Here is a 23148-nt window from a genome sequence, read left to right on the forward strand (position 1 = left end):
CATCTAAATGCAACCGAAGATAAAAAAAGCGGAGCACAGTTTTCTTGCAAACCGCAACCAAGATTCCATCTTGAGAATCTAAACCCATCCTTAGGCAAATCAACTGATTTCAAAGCTGATGTCCAAAGTGCCTTGCTAAACAATGGCACAAATTAGGTTTCCTTTTCACCTTCCTCCTGAAGGTCGTTTGCATGACGACTGTGAGCCGCTAAACATACTTTCGACGGCTTTGCAATTTTTTAAACAATTAAAACTTTCAGGATCGTCAATTATTTGATAGGAAATTTTCTCTTAAGGTAATTCATATAATTAGCGATATTTAAGTCTTTCTTTGTTGCCTTTTTTAAAACCTCAGGACCAGTGAATTTTTTTCCATGACAATAAATATTTTCGATAAGCCATTTTTGCAATTGGGTAAAATCTCCATTTTTAATGTCATTATTAAGATTTGGCAGATCCGCCGAGGCTGCATCAAAAAATTGTGCACTCATTAAGTTACCTAAAGTGTAGCCTTGAAAACTTCCACCAACCAATCCTGCATACCAATGCACATCTTGTAAACAACCATGAGAATCATCTGGAACTTTAACTCCCAAATCACTTAAGTAACAAGCATTCCATGCTTCCGGTAATTCTTTAACCTTTAATTTCCCCTCTAAAAGTTGTTTCTCAAGGTTAAAGCGAATCATTACATGTAAATTGTAAGTGACTTCATCCGACTCAGTGCGAATTAAGGATGGTGTTACATTATTAATGCCGGCATAAAAAGTTTTTAAAGAAACATTTTTTAATTGTTCTGGAAAAAGCATTTGAAAATCTTTATAAAAATATTGCCAAAAATCTATGCTTCTTCCAACCATATTTTCCCAAAGTCGCGATTGACTTTCGTGCACACCCGCAGATGTTCCGCCAAAAAGAATATTTCCATCCAATTCTTTTGCATTGCCCAATTCATAAAATGCATGTCCCAATTCATGAATAGCACCAAAAACACTATCGTTAAAATTATTTTCATCATAGCGATTGGTAATGCGAATATCTCCAAGTGCAAAAGAGATCATAAAAGGATGATGGGTAAGATCAAGGCGCCCACGCGAAAAATCATAACCAATTTCAGTTAAGATTTTCTCCACAAACAATTGCTGATTTTTTTTAGGATACTTTTTATTTAAAAATTCAAAATCTGTTTTTTTTGTAGAAATAATATCTTTTGCAAATGGCACAAGTTCAGATCTTAACTCAGAAAAAATATTTGTAATACTTTCTGCAGTAAAACCATAATCCTGCTCTGCAATCAAGGGGTCTAAAATGTGTTTATGCGGAAAAAACTCTGAGTATTGAAGAGAAAGATCAACTGATTTTTCTAAAAAAGGCTCTATTAATTTGAAATTACTTTCACCTTTAGCTCTTATCCAAGCTTCATAAGATACAGAAAAATGTTGAACCATTTTCGCAATAAAATCGGCGGGAACTTTTGTAGCTAACTCATATTCTCTACGTGCTAGTCGAAGAAAAGAAGCATCATGAGATTCATAGGGTAAATCTTTTTCATAACCTTCTAAATCAGAAAATAACTTCTCAATTTGCGCGTTTGTAACTTTTTCATGAGCAACTTTACTTAAAGTTGCCATTTGCCGCCCTCTGGCCTCGGCTCCCTGAGGAGGCATATAGGTATTTTGATCCCAGTATAAAACCGATGATGCCGCTCGTAAATCTGTTATTTCTGCGAATTTCTCACTTAATATTTTAAATTTTTCATGTTGAGTCATGTTAAATCTCCTTTAAAAATTCTAATGAAGATTATAACAAAAAAATAAATAACGAAAATTTTATTCTTAAATAAATCTCTCATTAATTTTTTTCAATATTTCATCTTTTTTTTCTTTTGGAATAAAAAGAAAATCATAATATTGAACTTTATGATTATTATTGTATTTAGGAAAAGAATTCTCAGAATATTCTAAAACATCTATAACTTTATTGTTTTTTGGCTCATAAATGCAATAATCATTTAACTCTCTTAAAGCTTTGTGCAAATAAGAATCGGCTACGTTTAAATCGTCTAAATAACATTCCATCAAAATAATAGGACGATTTTTTTTTAAAGTTTGTAAACCACCTTCTAAGACATTGGCTTCGTGCCGTTGTACATCCATTTTAATGAGGTCAATTTTGTTTATCATATTTTTGAGGACAAATTGATCTAATGTTTCCAATTCAACGTTGATTTCGTGAGAAATTAAATTGCCTTCACCTTCTATAGATTCAGCATTCAAAGAATGGCCACCGTGATTGGTTGCATCAAAATAAAAGCTAGATTGTCCATTCTTATTTGACAGAGCCACTTTATGCACAGCTATATTTTTAAAATCATTTTGCTTTACTGATTTCTCTAGACATTGATTGGTAATAGGCTCAGGTTCAAAGGCATGAATTTCCATTTCTTTATTTAGATGAGCTAACTTAATAGAAAATATACCAATATTCGCCCCAATATCTAAAAAAGTCGTATCTTGATTGCAGATCATTCTTAAAATTTCGAAATTATCTTTTTCATAACTTTCCATTCCCCACTTAAGTACATGAAAAGAAGGGCCATTCCAGTCTGATGTGTCGACATAAATCTTTTTGTCGTGCCATTCAACGTAGCTGAGAGCAGGTTGTTTAAAAATCTTTAATCTCCTAAGCCAACGTTTCTTAGCAATAAAGTTTACAATATTTCGATTATTTATTGTGATAAACATTAAATTTCTTCCCCAAACCAAGTAGACAAACACTTAGAATATAGCATTTATTCCATTTTATATATAAATGCAAGATTAAATTATGAAAGTAGAATATAGTATTATATAAAATAACTTTTTTACAAAATAAATCATATAAATATACATTATTTTTTGATTAATTTCTTAAATTATTAAATTCCGATATTTCTTTCAAAATATTTTGATCAAGAATATTAAAATCCGAAATACTTCCTTCAACTGCCCCCATACGTTTGAGTTCGGCAAACACACGACTCACTGTTTCAGGTGTCATGTCAGCCAGATCGGCAAAGTCACTGCGGCTCAGAAGTGCTTTTTTATAGAGAGACTTATTTTTCAAATACGGTGAGAAATCCAGAAAACAAGAAGCTAACCTTTGTTTTGCAGATTTGTAACGCACACCTTCAATCCTGTTGTACAAACGGGAGGACACATTGCTTAAGCGCTTTAAAAAATCGAAATATAAAGAGGGATTTTTTTCTGCAATGCCAAAAATGGCAACGTTTGGCACTGCAAAGTAATCACAATGAGTTATGGCTGTACATGTTCTTTCAAAATAAGGAGATTTTGAAAATATTTCAAGCACTCCAAAACTATCACCTTCTTTTGCAAGAGAACTGATAATTGTTTTATCTTTTTCAAATTCACGAGTAAATTTTACACAACCAGAAACAATCAAATATATTGAATATGATTTTTCTCCTGCAATAAAAATATTTTGCTCTTTCTTTACCGAGAGCTCAGAAGAACTTTGGTATAATAATTCAATTTCTTCTTCGTTGAGTGTTGGAAAAAAAGAGGCAAACTTTTTAAATGAATGTCCTTTTGGATTTTTTTTCACATGCAAATCCTTACTGCTAAAAAATTATTCTTTAAAAATCAAACCACTCTTCCCATGTTTTGCCACCATGCTTATCAGTCAATGTTGGTACAACTTTCTCACTAGCAAACTGAGGGAATATTGACTTCAGTGATTCATCTAATGCAAAAACGAATCCACATCCACCAAAAGAAAAATCAAGACGACTACGAAGAATCTCTTCCGCACTCAATTTCGTCAGATTGATGACTTGAGCTATTTTCCCTGAAAAAACTGCTTCATTAGGGTCGAGACCTAGGTTTTTTACGATCGACTCCGTATAAAGAAGATGTGTTGAATGAATAAAATCTTTAGATAAACCTTCCAGTTGAAAGCGTTCCGTAAAATTCTGTTCAAGCACTTGCTGAAATTCTTTAAGCCAATCATGAGTTTGCTCTTCCGATCGGCCACTCATAAAGAGACAGATGGGAGTTAAACACCCTCTTCCTAACCAAAGGCTACAAAGTTTTGCAACTTCTTCCGTAGAGTATTGCAGTCCAACTTTCAAACTGTTTTTTACATCGCCCTGAGGAATTAGATGAGTTTTAGAATTTTTTAATTTTTTTGTAAATGTTTCTATGGTAATATTTGTGCCGAAAACAATAGCAGCATCAAAGTAAGAGAGATCGTTTGAAAGATTTCTTGATTTTTCAACGATAATTTGTGTTGGATATAAATAAGCGGCCAATTTCTCGGCCAAATCTTCAATTTTTGCCCGCACACGATTTACAACGAGATCATCATTGCGCAATGAAGGCAACTTAATATGCACTGAATTTGCTCCTAACAGTTGAGCTATACGCGCAGGATAGACCCACGTGATCGGTATATTAGCTGATGATATGATTAATATATTTTTACCCTTCAATTTCTCGTTATTTTTAATTTCTGATTCATTCCAAGAAAAAAGAGTGGTGGATAAATCAGCCCAACAGAAAGAAGTCCAAACTTTTGAATCTAAAGTTTCGATAAAACTAAATACATCTGCTGGTGAATGAAAATTTTCTAAAGCCGTTATCTTTATAGGTTGTGACTGGGGTGTGTTTGTCTCAAAGTCAAATTCTGAAAAGAAAAAGGATTCTCTTACATTTAAACTACAGCCTTTTAATGTTGCTTCTGGAGATCTTCCATTTAATTTAAAAATCCCTTCTTCATGATCGATAACGGATCCAATATCTTCTGTTATTATTGAAGGCCATGACTCCATATTCAATGAATCAATAAACCCTAAAAAACCTACTTCATTTATTTTTAAAATTTTTCTTTCTTTTAAATTAATTGCTATTGGTACAAGGGTTTTATTGCATATAAATGTTCCATCATGTGGAGATTTACATGACCAAGCTTGTGAAGCTAATTCGCACATTCCATATTCGGATAAAAATAAAAAATCGTTTACTGCTCCATAAGTTTTTTTAAATATTACTTTAGTTTCTTCAAGAGAGAAATTTTGTGTTCTACCTTTTGTACCTCCTGTATCTATAATTACCAATTTATTTCCTTTAAATAATTTATCTATATTATTTTTCTGCACATATTCTGTTACAAGCAAATGATGAAATGTTGTACCAAAAATAACCACTTGATTATATAAAGAGCTATTCGCTAATAATTTATTTAGATTCGTGCAATCTTTTTCTACATCACAATAAATAATATTAATACCAAAACTTTTATACATAGATATCATTGCAGCTAATGAACTTTTATTCCAAATTTCTTTTGGAGGAATAAGACTGATTATTGGAATATTTTTGTCTAGATTTTGTTTTTTTAAAAAACGCTTAAATCCATCGAGTGAATGTTTAGCATATAAATCTAATCTCTGTGGTGTAAAAGTATGTTTAGCTTGAATCATATTTGTGCTGCCACTTGAGTAAAATATAGTATTTTCATCTAGCTCAGAGCCCACATGCAAATTAAAATCGCGAAAACAGCGAATAGGTAAAAAAGGTAAATTATTTTTAATATTTGGATTTGAAAAATAGATATCTATAAAAAAACTTTGCAGCTTTGGGTTGACCGTTATGAGTGCTTGTTTTTGTTTGACCATATGTTTCAAAATATCAGCATTTAGAAATTCATTCATTTTAGACCTACTCATTAAAGATTAATTATTAATATCTCATTCTGTTCAAGGAGGAAAGTGTAACCTTTCTCTATTTATTTGCCTCGAATACTTGCCAATATATGCAATTTGCATTAATTATATGCTTGTTTGATTTTTTTTTCAAAGGATTATAAATGCAAAAAGACTCCTTAGACATCCTCCCAGCTCCTGTTACGAAAAAGTCCTCTAAACGTTCTCTGCTCGGTTTTTTCTTTTTGTGTATTGGTTTTATTTTATTGGATCAATCTACCAAACTTTGGTCTGAAAAACATTTTTTGGTAAGTTCATCTACAACAGATATTCGCACTTATTACCCGAGCTCACAACATATTTTTACTCTAGGATCTCCTGTCAATTGGCTCGATTTTAACACAACGTATGTTAGAAATACAGGTGCAGCATGGGGTTTTCTAGGAAATTTACCTGAAAATATTCGTCCATACTTCTTTTATATTTTAACAATAGTTGCCATGATTGTTATCCTCATTTTCTTTTTTAAAACAAAAGCTGATCTGCTCAGCACTCGACTTGGTATTGCATTTATTTTTGCCGGGGCTGCAGGAAATTTCATAGACCGCCTTTGGTTACACTATGTAATAGACTGGATTCATGTAGAATGGAGTTTATTGAGTTGGCAATACGATTATCCTGTTTTTAATATTGCAGACTGCTGTGTAACGATTGGGGTGATTATTCTTCTCATCGATACTGTGCGTGAAGAATTACAAGCAAGAAAATTAAGAAAACTCAAAAAAGATTGACACCAAGCTCTTTCCGTAAATGTTAAAAGAATCAAACAATGCGGAGTGATATTATATGGCTCAACAATTTCTGAAAAACTCGACCCATCGCGTAAATGAAATATTTCAAGCAGGCATAACAGAAGCTCTCAATGCGCAAGTTAAAATGCTCATTCCAGAGTTTCTTTTATTCGCCTTAATGGAACAAAAAGATTCCATCGCTTTAAAAATAGCCGTTGAATGTAAACTCGACGAAGTTTTGGTAAAAACATCTATTATAAATGGAATATATGACAGCATCAATCAACTTCAGAAAAAACAAGAAACGCATTTTCCCCATATGCGCGACGCAACAGGCATGTATGGGTCACCTGAAGTCGCATATCTACTGGAAAAAGCGGATCTTGAGCGAAAAAATTTTGGGGATGCTTATATTAGCACAGGTACTTTATTTCTGGCATTTTTTGATACGCGCTTAAATTCTAGAGATATTTTATTAAAATCAGGCCTTATTTATGAAGATACGCGCAAAGCTCTGCTCGATGTGCGCGGCAATCATCGCGTCACGAATCGTGATGATGAAGCAAAGCAAAGTGCATTGAGTCAATATACCCGCGATATCACAGCAATGGCTCGGAGAGGTGAGCTTGATCCCGTGAGCTGTCGTGACAATGAAATAGAAAGAGTTGTCCAAGTGCTTTCCCGCCGGAAAAAAAACAACCCCGTACTTATTGGCGAACCAGGTGTTGGAAAAACTGTCATTATTGAAGGATTGGCGCAAAGAATTGTCGACCTCGAAGTTCCCGATCATCTTGTTGGCAAAAGAATTCTCAGCCTTGAAATGGCAGACCTCGTTGCAGGCAGCAAAATGCACGGAGAGTTTGAAGAAAGATTAAAAGCCATAAAAGAAGAAATCATTGCCCTCGAAGGACAAGTTATCTTATTTATCGATGAAATTCACACTGTGGTTGGTGCGGGACGCACTATGGGATCTCTCGATGCATCGAATATCTTAAAAGGCTCCTTGGCAACAGGCCAATTGCAATGCGTTGGCGCAACAACTTTTAAAGAATATAAACAATACATAGAAAGTGACAGGGCGCTTGAGCGACGATTTCAACCCATAAAAGTTGAAGAGCCTTCAATCGAAAATGCAAAAGACATATTAAAATCAATCGCAAAAAAATACGAAAAACATCATCAAATTCATTTTAGTCCAGAAGCTCTCGATGCCGCAGTTGAGTTAAGTAACAAATATATTTTCAGCCGAAGCTTACCGGATAAGGCGATCGATTTAATCGATGAAGCGGGTGCATTGAAAAGAATTAAAGTCGTAAGTATACCTGCTGACATTCAAAAACTTGAAAGAGAAAAAGCTAAAAAAGAATTGGAACGCAGCGATTATTTTAATCGTCAAGATTTTGCTATGGTTGCCAATGCACAAATGGAACTGCTCACCCTTGAAAATAAAGTTTCAGAACGCAGAAGGCAGTGGGGTCTCGAAATGAAGCACGAAGACCGCATGGTCACTGCTGAAGACATTGCTACTTTAGTTTCTAAAGTAACAGGCATACCCGTGCAAAGGTTACAGGCTGAAGATCTCGAAAAATTAGCACACATAGAAGATGAACTGGCAAAAAGACTTATCGGACAAAAACATGCCATCCACTCTGTCGCCAATGCTTTGCGCAGAAATAGAATTGGCCTGCGTGAGCGCAAAGCACCGATTGGCAGTTTCTTTTTTTTAGGACCAACGGGCGTGGGAAAAACAGAATTGGCAAAAGCCCTGGCAGAATATGTGTTAAATGATGAGCATCGTTTGTTACGTTTTGATATGACGGAATTTATGGAGAGACATGAAACTTCAAAACTAATAGGTTCACCTCCTGGTTATGTTGGCTATGGTGAAGGTGGACAATTAACTGAGAAAATAAAGCGTCAGCCTTACAGTGTCTTATTGTTTGATGAAGTGGAAAAAGCCCATCCAGATGTGTTCAATCTATTTTTACAAATTCTAGATGATGGACGTCTGACCGATGCAGAAGGTCAATATGTCAGTTTTGAAAATACACTTATTATTTTTACGAGTAATATTGGCAGCGAATATATCAGTGAAAATAAAAGAGGGGTGGGATTAGGTGATTTTAATAAAGACCTAAGCAATGCTGAAGTTCGCGATCTTGTCATGGCTGAACTGAAAAAATCTTTTAAACCCGAGTTTATAAACAGACTGGATGAAGTGATAGTCTTCGAAAAATTAAATAAAGAAGATATTCTAAAAATTCTTGAACTCAATCTTGAACAATTAGCCGAAAAAGTTAAACATCAAGGACTTGATTTAATCATAAACGATGAGGCAAAAGTATTCTTGGCAGAAAAAGGTTTTGATCCTATCTATGGAGCCCGACCATTGCGCAGGTTATTAGAAACAGAAATAGAAAATAAAATCGCCCAAGAAATAATTAACAAAGGTAAAGATAAAGATTCTGGACTCGTGAATGGAAAAGAATTGAAAATTGAATTGCAGAAAAAACCTCAACCTCAATTAAATGTCAGTATTAATTAAAAAATAGACCAATTAAAAATGACTCACCCTTTTATATCTAACTTTTACACGGCTAAAATTAAGCATGAATAATATAAAACCATTTTATTTATTCATCGGTACCGATTAAAAAAATACTGATATTTTTGATTTGGATTTTTGTTTGAAAAAATGTGATTTGATTCACCACTTTTTAAGTTATTATTTAATGTGAAAAAAAATAATTCTTATAATATCTTTAAAATTGTTAGGGATATTAGGAGCTAAGAAAGTATATCTTCCAAATATACCAGTAGATGCCAATGGAATTATAGTATTCTCAAATATTAATTCCGCTCTCTATATATTCGCAACAGTATTAATTTTGTAATTCAATTTGACAGTACTATTAAGAATAATTCTATAATTTAAATTACATTATTTATTAAATTCTACACAATTATAATCATCAATTGAACAAGCAGATCCATATTCATGAATTGCATATAAATTATCATAAGTTATAACTAAATTACCTTGAGTTTCATTTGAATAAACATAACCAATTATTGCCAAAGAAGAAACAGAATAAGCAAAAGTTCAGAATATCTCAAGTGGCATTTGTATTATAAATATTATCGAATTATATAAAATTTCTAAATATTATATTGCTTTTTCTTCTACAGTCGCATGTATAAATTCGCCCGAAGGAGACTGTGCATCAATATTAGATTGAACACCTTTGTCTGTAACAGGCAATGCTCTTGCAAGTTCTAATTTTGCAAAAGAAGAACCTAAAGAAGAATTGTTTAAGAGGTAATTAAACCCATTTGAATTATTTGGATCTAAAAAATGCTCAAGTAAAGGCGCTTGTGTATAAAAACCAAGCATTAAATTATAATAACCAACGACCTGATCATACTCTTTTGGCAAAAAGATCAAATTTGTTGAATAGGTTTTAATGTCTTGTACAGATGCTGAATGCTGCCATGACTGAGAAATAGTCGTAGATATATTAGCATTAAAAAAACCTTCATCTGTTCCCATTGACACTCCAAGTTGGTAGCCTAAACTTGCTGTGTCGGTGGTTGTCAGCCCGTGTGAAATTGAATAAGTATTGTCAATTTGTGTACCAGCGCCCATCAAGCTATCCCATTGTAGTTTCCAGAAAGTACCAGCACTTTGTGTTTCTGAACCATCAAAGATTTGATTCTTGTTACCGTTAACAGAAAGAATTTTTAGTTTCGGATCAATCATGAAATAAGCAATTGGATCCCCATATTTTACTTTGTAACTATAATGCGTCGACCAATCATTCTTAGGAATAATAGCTTTGAAATAGCTGCCTGGCTTTCTTGGATCTGCTAAATAAGCATCAGAAATGAATTTAAAATCTGAACCATCTGAGGTTTTAGCCACTAATGAAGCATAGAAAGATTGTTGAGTTTCATAATTGCTTAAAAAGAAACCACCAATCATTGAAAAGGAAATTTCGCCATTACATCCACTTACATTCGTGCAAAGAAGCTCAGTAGAAATATTTTTGCCTAATTCTGTTAATAATTTCGGCTGAGCCCAGGTTTTTTTGTTACCTTCTTCAGCGCCCCACGTGTCTGGTAACGCATTATTATGTTCAGTAACATATTCCTGAATATGATCTAAACTTGGTAGCTGGTAACCATTTAATAAGTTTTGTGAATAATAATCATACGATAAAGATCTTTTCAGTCTATTCTTATTGTTTGATTTTATTAAATTATTACCTACAAATATATTATAAACTCCATTTTGATTGTCTCGAGTGTTATGCTGTAATTGACTTGTATGAGCTAATTCCACTGAATATGCAAGATTTGAAGATGTAACAGAAAAAAAAGCAATACTTAGCAATGAAATAATTTTACTATATTTTTGCATTGTCATTTCTATATTCCTTATAAAAGTACTAATACACCTCTTAATAGAGATGATAAATTATTAAATCCTGAATATTGATTTAGGCACGATTTTATTTTATGTAAATTTATCTTACTCATTTTAAGTATATTATACATATATTTATCCATAAATATTAGCATATTATTAAAATAATAATCATTAAAAACCATGAATGTCAAAAAAAATTACAACTTTTGGTTAGCTAGATAACTATTTTCTTATCTTTTTTTCTTTCAAATAAAAACGATTTTGTAAAAAATAAGCTAACTATTCAAAGCTTAGATATGGGTTTTATTCTTCAGGCGATCATCTTCATTTCTTTATATGATTAGAATAGGTATTTCTATCATTATATAGATCCCTTTCTACGAGCTAATTTTCTTTGCTATTTTTTGAGTTTAATTTTACTTTTTAAATTATCTTAGAAAGCATAACTTAATTGATTGTTAGTTTGAAATGGAATTATGAATTGAAGCAAGAGTGGAAAGAGTTTTGGAATGAATGTTCAGGCATATATCTGATGTAAAATATATAATAAAAGCAAGATGTTACTGTTTTTAATTAAATGAATATTTCTTCAATAAACTGCGAAACACAGTTAAATGAGACCTAAGTCGACTGCGGTGGTAGTATTTTACCTGTCACTATTTTCGTAATAGCTGCAGCCATATCTTGTAAATCAAATTCAAAATTCGCTGTTTTCGCATCAATCACGGATTTAGGCATACCATAAACGACACAAGAGCTTTTACTCTCTGCTAAGACCATACCGCCGCGCAACCGCACTGTTTTTGAGCCATCAGCTCCATCACGACCCATACCGGTTAGAACAACAGCAAGGAGATCTTTGCCCATGACTTCAGCGGCTGTTTGAAACAGAACATCTGCAGAGGGCTTGTGGAGAATATTCTTGGGTTCTTCACTGAGGTCGCAGTAAACTCTATTTTGAATTTTCTTAAAAACAACGTGCTTATCGCCAGGAGCAAAGCAAACTTCGCCTGGAACAAAGGTGTGATCATCTTTTGCCACAGAAGTTTTGTGTTTGGACTGTTGCGCAATTCGCTCTGCTAAGGAAGCAACGAATGCAGCTGGCATATGCTGAACAACGACAATTGGCACTGGCATAACAGGCAGCATTGTAAAAAGCTTATGCAATGCTGCTGGTCCACCCGTTGAAACACCAATCACTATTGCCTTTGGAGCCATAAATGGCAATGAAGACACAGGCACAGTCGGCTTATATTGAGCAACTTCCCCTTTGCGTTTGCCAATAACGTAGACGTAAGCATTATTCACACGTTCTTTAAGCATATCTGGTGTAAATGATTTGCCAATTTCTGTTTTAGGAATGTAGTCAAATGCACCTTTTTCCAAGGACTGGAGAGTTGCAGAAGCCGCTTGATTGGTCAAAGTGGAACACATAATGACCGCAGCATCACAAACTTTTTGTAATTGTGGCAAGATTTGTATACCACTTTTTCCTGGCATTTCAATATCTAAAGTAATAACATCTGGCTTCAGTTTTCCTGCAAGTTGTAAGCCTTCATCTGCATTTTTGCCAACTCCCACAACAGTAAATCCAGCTGTTGTCAACATTTGAGTTAACATTGCGCACACTGTAGTTGAGTCATCAATGATGAGAACATTTACTGCCATGAGAAAAACTCCATTAGCTAAGATGCCATATCTTCATCGTCGTTTAATTCATCGGTTCTATTTGATTCTAATTTATCCATTAATTTTTTCCAAATACGGTTGACTGTCGCTATCAATGCTTCACCATTGAATTTGACCACATACTCATCCGCCAAACTCTTTCCTGTTTCTTGATTTGCTCTACCAGAAAGTGAAGTGTGCATGATAATCGGAAGAGAATTGAAACGAGGATCTTTCTTTAAAGTTTGAGTAAAGGCATGGCCATCCATACGTGGCATTTCAACGTCCGTTACTATAACTTGCACAAGATCAGTGAGCTCTCTGCCTTCTTTTTGCGCTTGTTCGTGCAACGCAGCCAGCGTAAAGAGGCCTTCTTCACCATCTGTTGCGGTGATCACACGATAACCATGTTGAGTTAAGAATAATTCCACTTGTGTACGCGCAGTCATACTGTCGTCGACGACAAGCACTGTCTTCGTTTCGTCGTTCGAGCCTTGAACACGGTTGTTCAATTTATCTTCTGTAAAGCGATTGAGAGCATCGGTTTCACCGTTGATCTCAGCCACAATTTTTTCAAAGTCGAGGATAAGAAGCATAAGATCCCGCTCATTATCCTGTCCTTTTGAAAGCTTATGCATACCAGTGACACACCCCCCTTCACGTCCAATTAGACGCGTTGGTGGCAGGATTGCTTCCCATGAAATACGACGGATACGCATAGCCTGATGGACGACAAAGCCAGTAACCAAGCCATTAAATTCACAAATAATAATATTATCAGTGGCTCTTAAAGCATGATTGGCATAGCCTAAATATTTTGCTAAATTTACGATTGGGATAGCTTCTTCACGCAGCTCAAGCAATCCTTCAATACACTCATGGCAGTTTGGCATTTTTGTAAATTGACTGATTTTATTAATTTCACGAACTTTTGCAATATTTATCCCGTAAATACCTTCATATTGAGCAGGTCCTGTGGTATCCGTTCCAATAGGATAATCTTTCAATCTGAAGTCAACAAGTTCGAACTTGTTACTCCCGATCTGCAGCATTCTTTCTTCTTTTTTGCTCTTGGCGATATAAATTGCCATTGCATTTCTCCTAAATGGGCCGGATCAATTCTCATGCTGCTTTAGCATCGACATGACAGGCCGCATAATAAAGCTCTTTTGGCTCGAGCACGAGCACAACCGAGCCATTCCCCATGATACAAGCCCCTGTAAATACGGGAATATTTGCCAAAAAACCACCCAGTGGTTTGATCATTATTTGTTCTTGCCAGTAGAGAACATCCACAAGAATTCCCACTTTTAAGCCATCAATTTGTACGATTACGACAGGGTTAGTTAAACCATCATCTTGATCAGAAGAGTTGTTGTCGGAATCATCAGCTTCTTCACCTGCTTGACTCATTCTCTTCTTCTCAGCATGAATAAAATCATCGAGAATAGAGGGTCTTAAGTTAACAACTTCATTTAAACGTAAAAGTGGAATCACTTCACCACGTAAGTTAATGCTGGGTTGATTATTTAAATTAACAACATCTTTTTTCTCTGCCCGCACAGTTTCAGTGATCACTTCTTGTGGTAGAGCATATGTTTCACCATCAACACCAATTAAAAGTGCTTCAATAACAGCTAAACTCAATGGTAAAATAATTTTAAATTCAGTGCCTTGGCCTGGATTGGTGTCGACAAAAATAGAACCGCTCGATTTACGGATATTATTGCGTACCACGTCCATTCCCACTCCGCGCCCACTCACATCAGTGATTTCGGCTGCAGTGGAAAATCCGCTATGGAAAATAAATTCAATAATATCTTTTTTAGCGAGCATATCTGCTTGCTCTTGCGTCACAATTCCTAAAGTAACAGCTTTATTTTTAACTCTATCTAAATCTATTCCATTTCCATCATCACGCACAACTAACTTTACATTGTTACCTTCATAACCCGCTTTAAGTAACAAAGTTCCTGTATCATTTTTCCCACGTTCTTTGCGCACTTCGGGTGTTTCAATTCCATGGTCAATTGAGTTACGAATGAGGTGCATAATCGGATCTGAAATTGCTTCACTTACAGTTTTATCGAGTTCTGTGTCTTCACCTTCAATAACGAAATTTATTTTCTTATTTAATTTCTTGGCAACATCACGCACAAGTCGAGTGTATTTTGTAAAAACACTTCCCACAGGAACCATGCGTGCATTCATTACACTTTCTTGTAAACGTGCAGATAGGCGCGTGACATGCCCCGTTCCCTCTTTAAATCCTTTGGTAATTTCATTTTCAGGAAGAACTTCTTCGAGTCTATTTGAAAGGTGAACGAAAAGGTTCTTAACCGTAATGAGCTCACCGACGAGATTCATCAATTGATCGAGTTTCTCTTTCTTAAGACGAACAAAGTCATTGGCATCGCTACCTCCGCCATGAGCTGGATCAGCTGGTTTAGCACCTGCTGCGGGAGCACCAGGTTTGGCAGCAGCTGGGGCACCGGGTTTAGCGGCAGTGGCTGCCGGAGTAGCTGCTGCCGCTGCAGGAGCTGCTTTTGCCCCAGGCGCAGAAGGAACAGGAGCTTGTACAACAGCTGCTTTCACATCTCCTGCTTTTGCATCTGCTTTTCCTGCGACTACCCCATCCATTTCAATTTTTACATTGCTTGAACCTATGGCAAATTCGAAAATATCTTGCACTGTTTTAAACTCTGCCATAGAAACAAAATTAAAAGTAAATTCAAAATAGCAGCGTTCTGGCTCGAGTTCTGTCAATGCAGGAACACGAGAGATATTCGTAAATAAAGAAAAAGTTCCTGTTGATATATCACGACAATTTAAAACTAAAGTAATAGGATCAATTCCTGTTAAAAAGAATTGATCGGCACCTGTTATGGAAATGTGGTAAGGACATTCCCCTGGTTTAATATTTTCAGCCGAAGGGGTAGGAGCAACTTCTCCTGCAGCCACTTTTTGTTGAAGTTGTTCTCCCGTTATTTCTTTAAAATCACATAATTGCCGAACTATATCGGCATTGTCAAAGCTTGCTAAGTTTTGCTTTTTCTGAGCTCCGCTCATCATTTCTTTTAAGCGGTCAAAACAACGTAACAAAGCGGAAAACACTTCTTCAGTTGGATCGAGCTTTCCTTCGCGCATTCTATCGAGAAGATCTTCTGCATGGTGAGTTAAGTCGGCAATTTCACGCAGACCAAATACACCGCTCGAACCTTTTAAAGTATGCACTTCTCTAAAAAGGTTTTTAATGATTTCTAAATCACCTGGAGTTTTTTCAAGCACAAGAATACAGCTGTCAATATGCTCGAAGACTTCTCGCATCTCTTGAAAGAATATTTCTTGCATCTGTTCTTCATTATAACTCACGACTTAGCACCTCTTCACTGAGATAATCTTAAAAATTCCATTTACTTTCCTTTCGGAAAGGTGTCTGCAGGCATTCCAAATAAATCAAGCAAAGAATCAAATGTTTGTGCACTTGCTTTTAATTTTAAATTCCCTTGTGCTTTTACCAGCATATTTTTAAAAGAAATTAATAATTGTAGAACAGCCGCATCAACAGTTTCAACCGCTGTTAAATCGAGAAAAAAATCCCCTGCTTTTGTTGCTTCTCCATTGTAACCTTCGAGTATTTTATTTTTCAATTCAGAGACTTTGTAAATAGTGAGTTTGCCTGTAAAGGTAAATGTTCTATTTGCATAAGTAACTAATGATGACATATAAACCTCTAAATTAAGCAGTTGATTTTTGATTCTGAGCACTAAATTCAGAATAAATAGCACCACAGTCAAGCCAAAGAATATTTCTGTGTTTGTGTGGCTTAATAATTCCTTTTAAAAATTTAGATCTTTCCCCTGCAACAATGTCTGGAGTCTGTTGAACAGCTTCTTTTTCAACTTCAATAACTTCACTAACTCCATCAACAATAATTGCTGCTAAAACATTTTTATCATCCAATACGATGATTCGACTTCTTTCAGATATAATTGGATTTTCAAGTCCCATTATTTTGTGAAAATTAACTATTTGTAAAATATCACCGCGAAGGTTTGCAACACCTTCCACAAAATGAGGAGCCTTTGAAACGCGCGTGACCAACGGTACACGGACGATTTCTTTGACTCTTTCAATTTCTATGACAAATTCTTCTTCGTTTAATTTAAAGCCAATTAATTTATAAGTTTCAATGGTAGGAGCAATTCTTTTTCTCACACCGGAGTTGTCATGCTTTAATTTATGAAGCGCGTCCAGCTTCGCTCCCTTACCCCCTTTTGCATCATTAGGATTGTTTGCCATGTATCTATCCTTTCATCAACGCGCTAATTTCTTAACAGCGCCGACAAGTTGCTCTGGATTAAAGGGTTTCACAAGCCAACCACTTGCTCCTGCTTTCTTAGCGCGTTCGACTTTGTCGCCGCTGCTTTCAGTCGTCAGCATAATGATTGGCAGGAATTTAAATTGCTCAATTTGGCGAATGGCTTCAACCATTTCGAGTCCACCCATATTCGGCATATTTACGTCGGAAATGATCATGCTGATTTCACCAGAACTTTGCAGTTTGTTGATTCCATCTTGACCATCTTCGGCTTCGACTACCTCAAAACCTTCCTTAGTCAAGGTGAAACCCACCTGCTGACGAATCGTACGAGAATCATCCACGATGAGTATTTTCTTGGCCATTGCCATCCTCCCTGTTGCAGAGTGTTTATCGTCAACTCAATTTAGAAATTAAGACAATTTGTTATAATTATGAGCATGCAAAAAGTATGGCATTTCAGAAAGTTTTGGGGCAAGCTACGTTTTTTACGTTCGAGAAGGGAGCGATTGAGCATGGCTAGAGATATTAAACAACATAAATTCAGTGAGATACTTTCAAGTGAGCAGAAAGCAAAACTAAAAGGAAAAGCCCACCATTTAAAGTCCACCGTACAAGTTGGTTCCCAAGGATTTTCCGAGACCGTAGTCAAGGAAATACTTTTGGCTCTTGAAAAACATGAGCTTATAAAAGTGCAATTGCCTGGAAACAGCGATGCTGAAGCTAAAAACTCTCAGAAAGATGAAATTGCTCAATTGTTGCCAAAGCATACACATGTGATAGGAAGGATTGGCAGAAGTCTTATTCTTTATTTTGAAAAAGAACCTAGTGAGGCAAAAATCACTTTAAAAAGTTTATGAGAGGGTCTAGCAATGAGTCCATTTTTTAAAAAGGCAGTTTCTTCAAATAATGTAACAGCACAGGAAGCAACGGAAGCAGTGCGTACTTTGTTACGTTATATTGGAGAAAATCCTAATAGGGAAGGATTAATTGAAACCCCAGACCGCTACTGCCGTGCACTTTTAGAACTCACAGAAGGATACAGTGCCAAACCCGAAGAAATTCTCTCAACGACCTTCGAATCCCAATCCGATGAAATGGTGCTCCTAAAAGACATTGAATTTAGCTCTACCTGTGAACATCATCTCTTAAGTTTTAGCGGCAAAGCTCATGTCGCTTATATTCCCTCTGAAGGACGTATTGTGGGATTGTCTAAACTTGCTCGCATAGTCGATACTTTTTCCCAACGGTTGCAAGTTCAAGAAAGACTGACTCAACAGGTTGCTGAAGCCATTCAAACACATTTAAAACCACAGGGTGTTGCGGTTGTGTTTGAAGGAATGCACAGTTGTATGTGCGTGCGCGGTGTGCGCAAACAATCTGCAAAAATGGTCACAAGCACTATGCTCGGTCTCTTTAGAGAATCACCTGCTTCACGCAATGAATTCATGTCCTTTATCACAAGGAATTAATTGACAATTATATCATTTTTGCTAGCCTCGAAAAGTCATTATTCAAAGTTTCTGTATTTAAAAACTCATTTTATGATTTTCCGAGGAGTATTTCATGCAAAAAAAGCACGTTAAATTATCGTTATGGACAGGTTTGTCCTTCCTCCTTTGCGCACAAAGCTTTGCGGCGGTTGTGCCCGCTGGTACAAAGTTAGCTAAGAACCAAGTTCTCAATATAGACAATCAGAGTGAAATTTCTTCACTCGACCCAAACAAAAGCTCTGACAATTTAGCTGCGAATATTATGTTCGATCTCTACGAACCTTTGATTGTGGGCAATTCCGAAGGGAAATATGCCCCAGGCGCTGCAACCCATTGGGATATAAGCAAAGATGGTCTCACTTACACTTTCCACCTTCGAAAAAATGCTCTTTGGTCGGATGGAAAACCGGTGGAAGCAGAGGATTTCGCGTATAGTTTTCGCCGCTTAGTCGATCCAAAGACGGCCGCAACTTTTGCTTTTATGCTCAACATGGTTAAAAATGCGAATAATATCCTAGAAGGGAAATTAAAACCCGAAAGCCTTGGGGTAAAAGCACTCGACAAACACACTTTCCAAGTGACACTCGAAAGTCGTACACCTTATTTTCTGGGCGTCGTAGCCATAAACCAACTCGTTCCGTTAAGAAAAGACTTGATAGAAAAGCACGGCGATAAATGGGTGCAAGCCCAAAACCTCGTCACCAATGGGGCTTATGTCTTAAAGGAATGGAAAGTTGGAGATAAAATAAGTATTGTCCGCAATAAAAAATATTGGGACGATAAAAACACCGTGATAGAAAATGTGAATTTTCTCGTCGTCACCGACAAAACAGCTGCGCTGCGCTTGTACCAAGCAGGGCAAATCGATTGGACTTATGGCTTGCCTCCGGGGCAATCGGCAAAACTTAAGAAAGAATATCCAAACGAAATTCGCGCGTCCCCATCACTTTCCACCCACTACTTTATGTTTAACACAAAGGTTCCAGGCTTGAGCGATGTGCGCGTGCGCAAAGCCCTTGCCATGGCAGTTGACCGCAATGCCCTAGCCAAACACATTTTGGACAAAGGGGAAAAGGCTCACTACGACCTTCCCCCTCTCGGCATAGCCAACTACAGTCCTTATGAGCCTGAGTGGGCCAAATGGAGCAACGAAAAGCGCGTCGCAGAAGCCAAAAAACTCTATGCAGAAGCAGGTTTTTCAGAGAAAAATCCTCTCAAAATCAAATACAGTCTCGATGTGAATGATACGAGTAAAAAATACGCTACAGCAATTGCGTCCATGTGGGAGAAAAACTTAGGCGCCAAGGTGGAATTGACCAGTTCCGAATGGAAAGTGTATTTAACAAACTTACATGAAAAAAAATACGAAGTGGCACTCACTTTGTGGGGTGCTGATTTTAACGACCCTTATAATTTCGCTGCCCTAATAGAAGGCTCAAATCCTCAAAACCAAACCAATTACGCAAACAAAAGCTTTGACGACCTGCTGGCGGCGACGAATTTGGAATTGAACCTCGAGAAACGGAAAATATTAATGAGAGATGCACTTAAAACAGCACTTGAAGACTATCCTGTATCGCCAATTGCCTCTGGAACAAGTATGCGGTTGATAAAACCGTATGTAAAAGGCGCCAGTTTTAAAAATCCAATGGATATTTATTTGCGAAAAGATCTTTATATAGTTTCCCACGACGGCAACAGTTGATTAAGTTTTTTCATATACGCTAAACATTTTGACTTTTTTTCCATTTAGCATGCGTGTTTGTTGGATTAAAAGTTTTTTTGATCTTTGCAAATATGAATACTGCCCCAAAAAATTTCCATCGCAAACATAAAACTGAGATTTCGCTTGTGGACTTGCAACACAGGTATTTTCAAAAATTCTCACTTGACTGGAAATTGCAGAAATTTCATTTTCTTGCGTATTTGCTATTTGTTTCGAATTTTTTGCTATGTTATTAAAAAAAATATGAGAATCTATAATCCCTTTTAAACAACCAAAATTAATATCTTTATCATCCATTTTTATTTTAGAATAGCCTTGAAAAACCAACCAATATTGACCATCAAGAATTTTTGTCAAAGATATTTTTGCTGTCCCGGACAAAGTCATATTTTCAAACTGACACCCTTTTTCGTGATTATGTTTTAAATTACAAATATTTATTTTTTTTAATACATAAACACCATTTGGTATGGATGTATTTTCATTCGATAAACCTTGAGCTTGCTCTTCTCCCCAAAAACTAGAATATTTGGCGCCCAAATTTAAAAGTATAAAGCAAAGAACAAGCACGATAAGTTTTTTGTACATAGGATTCATCTACTGTACTCTTACAAAGTTAATGTGTATGATTAATTTTATATTATCATATGCAATCTTATTTTCAATTTTTTATTACAAAAAAATTAAGGAAATTCATTGAAATGAGAAAAAGAGCCATAGCGATACTTTGCCTTTTTGTGTTCGCATGCACTTTATACTCGCTCGCCATGTTATATGTACAATATCAATTAACTGTCGGGCTTGATAAAAGTATCCAAGCTTTAAAACACAAACCTCCTTTTCCAGATCATATAGAATTTAGTCGAATTACTCTTTCCCCAATTTTCTTCTTAAATAAAAATTTTTATATAAAAGACCTTATATTTACTTCAAAAGATCGTGATTTAAATATATATATAAAAAACTTGCGTGTGAAACGATTTGTCAAAAATGGAACAGATTTTCTTCCCTTAAATTTTGAAGCAAATAAAATTCAGTTTTTTTATTTAGATAAATTGAAAGAATTCATAAAATCAATAGATAAATATAACAAAATACCAAAAGAGACTTTAGATTTCATACTCGACCAATCAACCCTTGATTTGAAAGGAGAATATACGAATAACAACTATGAATTTAAAATAAACTTAAAACAGAATGATAGGGATTTAATAGATTGTCAATGGGTATTGAACGATTCACCATTTGCTGGAAACTACTCAACGTTAAAATTCTTTATAAAAAAGTTAAATATAAATATTAAAAATATGCCAATTTCGTTTAAGGAAAATTTAAAAACCAATCACGCACTTAAAGATGTCTTAGGGCCAACTGTTGATACGGTGTATGCAAATATTAATCTCAGTTTCGATAAAATTAAAGACAATAATTATGAACTTAAACTAAACTTATACACCCATAAAATATTCAGTCTTTTTATGAATACTTCTTTTTATATAGATGATATTTTTGCATCAAATCATTTTAAATTAATTAAATCCAATATCCTTTTGGAAGATTTAAATTTTATAAATAATTATTTTTGGAGAAAATCCTTAGAAGACAATATTACTTTTGAAGAAGAAAAAAGAAGAGCTATCCAGCAAAATAATGTTATGCTCATTTTTGCCGATAAAACACCTATGGAAAAGGCTATATTTGAATTTAATAAATTTATAGAAAATCCAAAATATTTCTTTATCTCTATCAACCCTAAATTCCCAATTGAACTCATAGAAATACAAGAAAATTCCAAGAAAAATACTTTTAATTTATTGCAAGACATAAATATAAATTTCAAAGCTTATCGCGACAAAAATCATTTAGAAAAAGAAGTCAATTTAGCAAGGCCTTGAAAGACAAATTGCGCTTCCCCACTTAAAACTCTTTGCTCTTCGTTCTCAATGACTTCATTTTCGATACTGACAGTACCACCTGGCATTTTAAAATAAACATGTGAGAGAGCTTTTGGAATGCGTTCAGAAAACTCTAGCACAATGCGAGCAGCGGTCGCACCCGATCCACAGCATGCAGTCAGCCCAGCTCCTCGTTCATATACATGTAAATTCCAATTTTGCGCTGTTTGCTGATTCTTCTTTTCTGGATTTTTAGGAAATATATTTCTTTCAATATAATTATCTAAGTTATTCTTATCACTCAATGCTAACATGCCAATATTTGCTAAAGGAACAGATTCACCTAATACTTTTCTGCGCAATTCTGCTTGTGCCAATTGTCCGAATTCTTCAAATTGCTTAAGAGAAAAATGATTAAAACGAAGTGAGATAAAGACCCAATGTGGGTTCGATAACTGCACAAAGATGGGTGTGAGAAATTCTATGTCACTGCCAAAATGAATCAATGAATTTTCAACCAACGGAGTTAAAAATACTTTTTTTTCAACGCCCATAGCAACGCTGATTAAAGCAAGATCAGGCTTTTTTGTATATTTCCCAGAAATGAGGACAGCAAACGGAGATTTTTCAGACATAAATTCTTCGTCTTTATCTATTTCTTTTATTTTGAAGGCAAAAATATCGGGATGAATACGATCAATTTTTAATTTTTCAAGACCGTTCCACAATTTATCCCGCATAAGTTTAAGTCCCAAGCAACGCAAGGCGTTTCCACATGTGGCAGCAAAACTGCCATCGGAGTTCACTATTAAAATTTGAATTGCTGATTTATTATTATGCTTTTTCGCTAAACTTTTTGATTTTTGCTGATATTGAAAGAAAACCACCCCATCTGCACCAACGCCTTGGCTACGGTGACAGATATTTTTTACAAATTCTCTTAAAAATAATGTTTTATTAGTTACTTTAGCATTTGATTTAGCAAATGATATTTCTACGAATTTTAAATAGAGATTGACATCTAAAAAAATAAAATCGTTTGATGCACCATGCATTTTCTCAAAATACATTTCTTCTAAAACTTTTGCCATATTTCCTCTTAACAATGAGTGGAAATCTAA

The 23148-nt window shown here is 35.3% G+C and carries 19 protein-coding genes; 6 read left to right on the top strand and 13 right to left on the bottom strand.

What is annotated here, in order from left to right; translation table 11 throughout:
• Positions 1–269: 269 nt before the first annotated feature.
• From EZS29_RS08745 to EZS29_RS08760, 4 genes are all read right to left on the bottom strand, one after another.
• Positions 270–1769, bottom strand: coding sequence for a carboxypeptidase M32 (locus tag EZS29_RS08745; RefSeq protein ID WP_130609014.1), 1500 nt, complete (start codon positions 1767–1769; stop codon positions 270–272).
• 66 nt (positions 1770–1835) lie between these two features.
• Positions 1836–2744 carry an FkbM family methyltransferase gene (locus EZS29_RS08750; RefSeq protein WP_130609017.1) on the bottom strand — a complete coding sequence of 303 codons (909 nt, stop codon included), beginning with the start codon at positions 2742–2744 and terminating at the stop codon, positions 1836–1838.
• 157 nt (positions 2745–2901) lie between these two features.
• Positions 2902–3606 carry a Crp/Fnr family transcriptional regulator gene (locus EZS29_RS08755; protein ID WP_172603861.1) on the bottom strand — a complete coding sequence of 235 codons (705 nt, stop codon included), beginning with the start codon at positions 3604–3606 and terminating at the stop codon, positions 2902–2904.
• A gap of 31 nt (positions 3607–3637) precedes the next feature.
• A complete protein-coding gene (locus tag EZS29_RS08760) occupies positions 3638–5713 on the bottom strand; it encodes a hypothetical protein (RefSeq protein WP_130609023.1) in 2076 nt (691 codons plus the stop codon).
• 155 nt (positions 5714–5868) lie between these two features.
• On the opposite strand from EZS29_RS08760, the gene lspA reads away from it, so the two are divergent.
• Both lspA and EZS29_RS08770 read left to right on the top strand, forming a co-directional pair.
• A complete protein-coding gene (lspA, locus tag EZS29_RS08765) occupies positions 5869–6495 on the top strand; it encodes a signal peptidase II (protein ID WP_130609026.1) in 627 nt (208 codons plus the stop codon).
• Between the two features lie 55 nt (positions 6496–6550).
• A complete protein-coding gene (locus EZS29_RS08770; RefSeq protein ID WP_130609029.1) occupies positions 6551–9040 on the top strand; it encodes an ATP-dependent Clp protease ATP-binding subunit in 2490 nt (829 codons plus the stop codon).
• Positions 9041–9661: 621 nt separating this feature from the next.
• On the opposite strand, the gene EZS29_RS08775 is transcribed toward EZS29_RS08770, so the two are convergent.
• The 7 genes from EZS29_RS08775 to EZS29_RS08805 all read right to left on the bottom strand — a co-directional run bounded on the left by EZS29_RS08775 (position 9662) and on the right by EZS29_RS08805 (position 17278).
• Positions 9662–10921, bottom strand: coding sequence for a hypothetical protein (locus tag EZS29_RS08775; protein ID WP_130609032.1), 1260 nt, complete (start codon positions 10919–10921; stop codon positions 9662–9664).
• A 624-nt stretch (positions 10922–11545) separates the two neighbouring features.
• Positions 11546–12592, bottom strand: coding sequence for a chemotaxis-specific protein-glutamate methyltransferase CheB (cheB, locus tag EZS29_RS08780; protein ID WP_130609035.1), 1047 nt, complete (start codon positions 12590–12592; stop codon positions 11546–11548).
• Positions 12593–12609: 17 nt separating this feature from the next.
• A complete protein-coding gene (locus tag EZS29_RS08785) occupies positions 12610–13683 on the bottom strand; it encodes a chemotaxis protein (protein ID WP_130609037.1) in 1074 nt (357 codons plus the stop codon).
• 31 nt (positions 13684–13714) lie between these two features.
• Positions 13715–15964 carry a chemotaxis protein CheA gene (locus EZS29_RS08790; protein WP_130609040.1) on the bottom strand — a complete coding sequence of 750 codons (2250 nt, stop codon included), beginning with the start codon at positions 15962–15964 and terminating at the stop codon, positions 13715–13717.
• Between the two features lie 41 nt (positions 15965–16005).
• Positions 16006–16317 (bottom strand): STAS domain-containing protein, encoded by a 312-nt coding sequence (locus EZS29_RS08795; protein WP_130609043.1) that lies wholly within the window; start codon positions 16315–16317, stop codon positions 16006–16008.
• 13 nt (positions 16318–16330) lie between these two features.
• A complete protein-coding gene (locus tag EZS29_RS08800) occupies positions 16331–16894 on the bottom strand; it encodes a chemotaxis protein CheW (RefSeq protein WP_130609046.1) in 564 nt (187 codons plus the stop codon).
• Positions 16895–16909: 15 nt separating this feature from the next.
• Positions 16910–17278, bottom strand: coding sequence for a response regulator (locus EZS29_RS08805; RefSeq protein WP_130609049.1), 369 nt, complete (start codon positions 17276–17278; stop codon positions 16910–16912).
• Between the two features lie 150 nt (positions 17279–17428).
• Between EZS29_RS08805 and EZS29_RS08810 the strand changes: the two genes are divergently transcribed.
• The 3 genes from EZS29_RS08810 (at position 17429) to EZS29_RS08820 (ending at position 20111) form a co-directional block, all read left to right on the top strand.
• Positions 17429–17773 (top strand): YhbY family RNA-binding protein, encoded by a 345-nt coding sequence (locus EZS29_RS08810; RefSeq protein ID WP_172603862.1) that lies wholly within the window; start codon positions 17429–17431, stop codon positions 17771–17773.
• 12 nt (positions 17774–17785) lie between these two features.
• The gene (gene folE / locus EZS29_RS08815) at positions 17786–18385 is read left to right on the top strand and encodes a GTP cyclohydrolase I FolE (protein ID WP_130609054.1); all 600 of its coding nucleotides are present in this window, start codon (positions 17786–17788) and stop codon (positions 18383–18385) included.
• A 94-nt stretch (positions 18386–18479) separates the two neighbouring features.
• On the top strand, positions 18480–20111 hold the full coding sequence (locus tag EZS29_RS08820; protein WP_130609057.1) for a peptide ABC transporter substrate-binding protein: 1632 nt from the start codon (positions 18480–18482) through the stop codon (positions 20109–20111).
• Here the strand turns inward: EZS29_RS08820 and EZS29_RS08825 are convergent, their stop codons facing one another.
• Complete coding sequence (locus tag EZS29_RS08825; protein WP_130609060.1) at positions 20112–20720, bottom strand: hypothetical protein; 609 nt, start codon at positions 20718–20720, stop codon at positions 20112–20114.
• Between the two features lie 113 nt (positions 20721–20833).
• Between EZS29_RS08825 and EZS29_RS08830 the strand changes: the two genes are divergently transcribed.
• On the top strand, positions 20834–22027 hold the full coding sequence (locus EZS29_RS08830) for a hypothetical protein (RefSeq protein WP_130609063.1): 1194 nt from the start codon (positions 20834–20836) through the stop codon (positions 22025–22027).
• On the opposite strand, the gene EZS29_RS08835 is transcribed toward EZS29_RS08830, so the two are convergent.
• Positions 21991–23118: a diaminopimelate epimerase gene (locus tag EZS29_RS08835; protein ID WP_130609066.1), complete on the bottom strand. Its 1128-nt coding sequence runs from the start codon at positions 23116–23118 to the stop codon at positions 21991–21993. The two genes, EZS29_RS08830 and EZS29_RS08835, sit on opposite strands and share 37 nt — an antisense overlap.
• Positions 23119–23148: the final 30 nt, after the last annotated feature.

The organism is Fluviispira sanaruensis, assembly GCF_004295685.1.
Lineage (GTDB): Bacteria > Bdellovibrionota_B > Oligoflexia > Silvanigrellales > Silvanigrellaceae > Silvanigrella > Silvanigrella sanaruensis.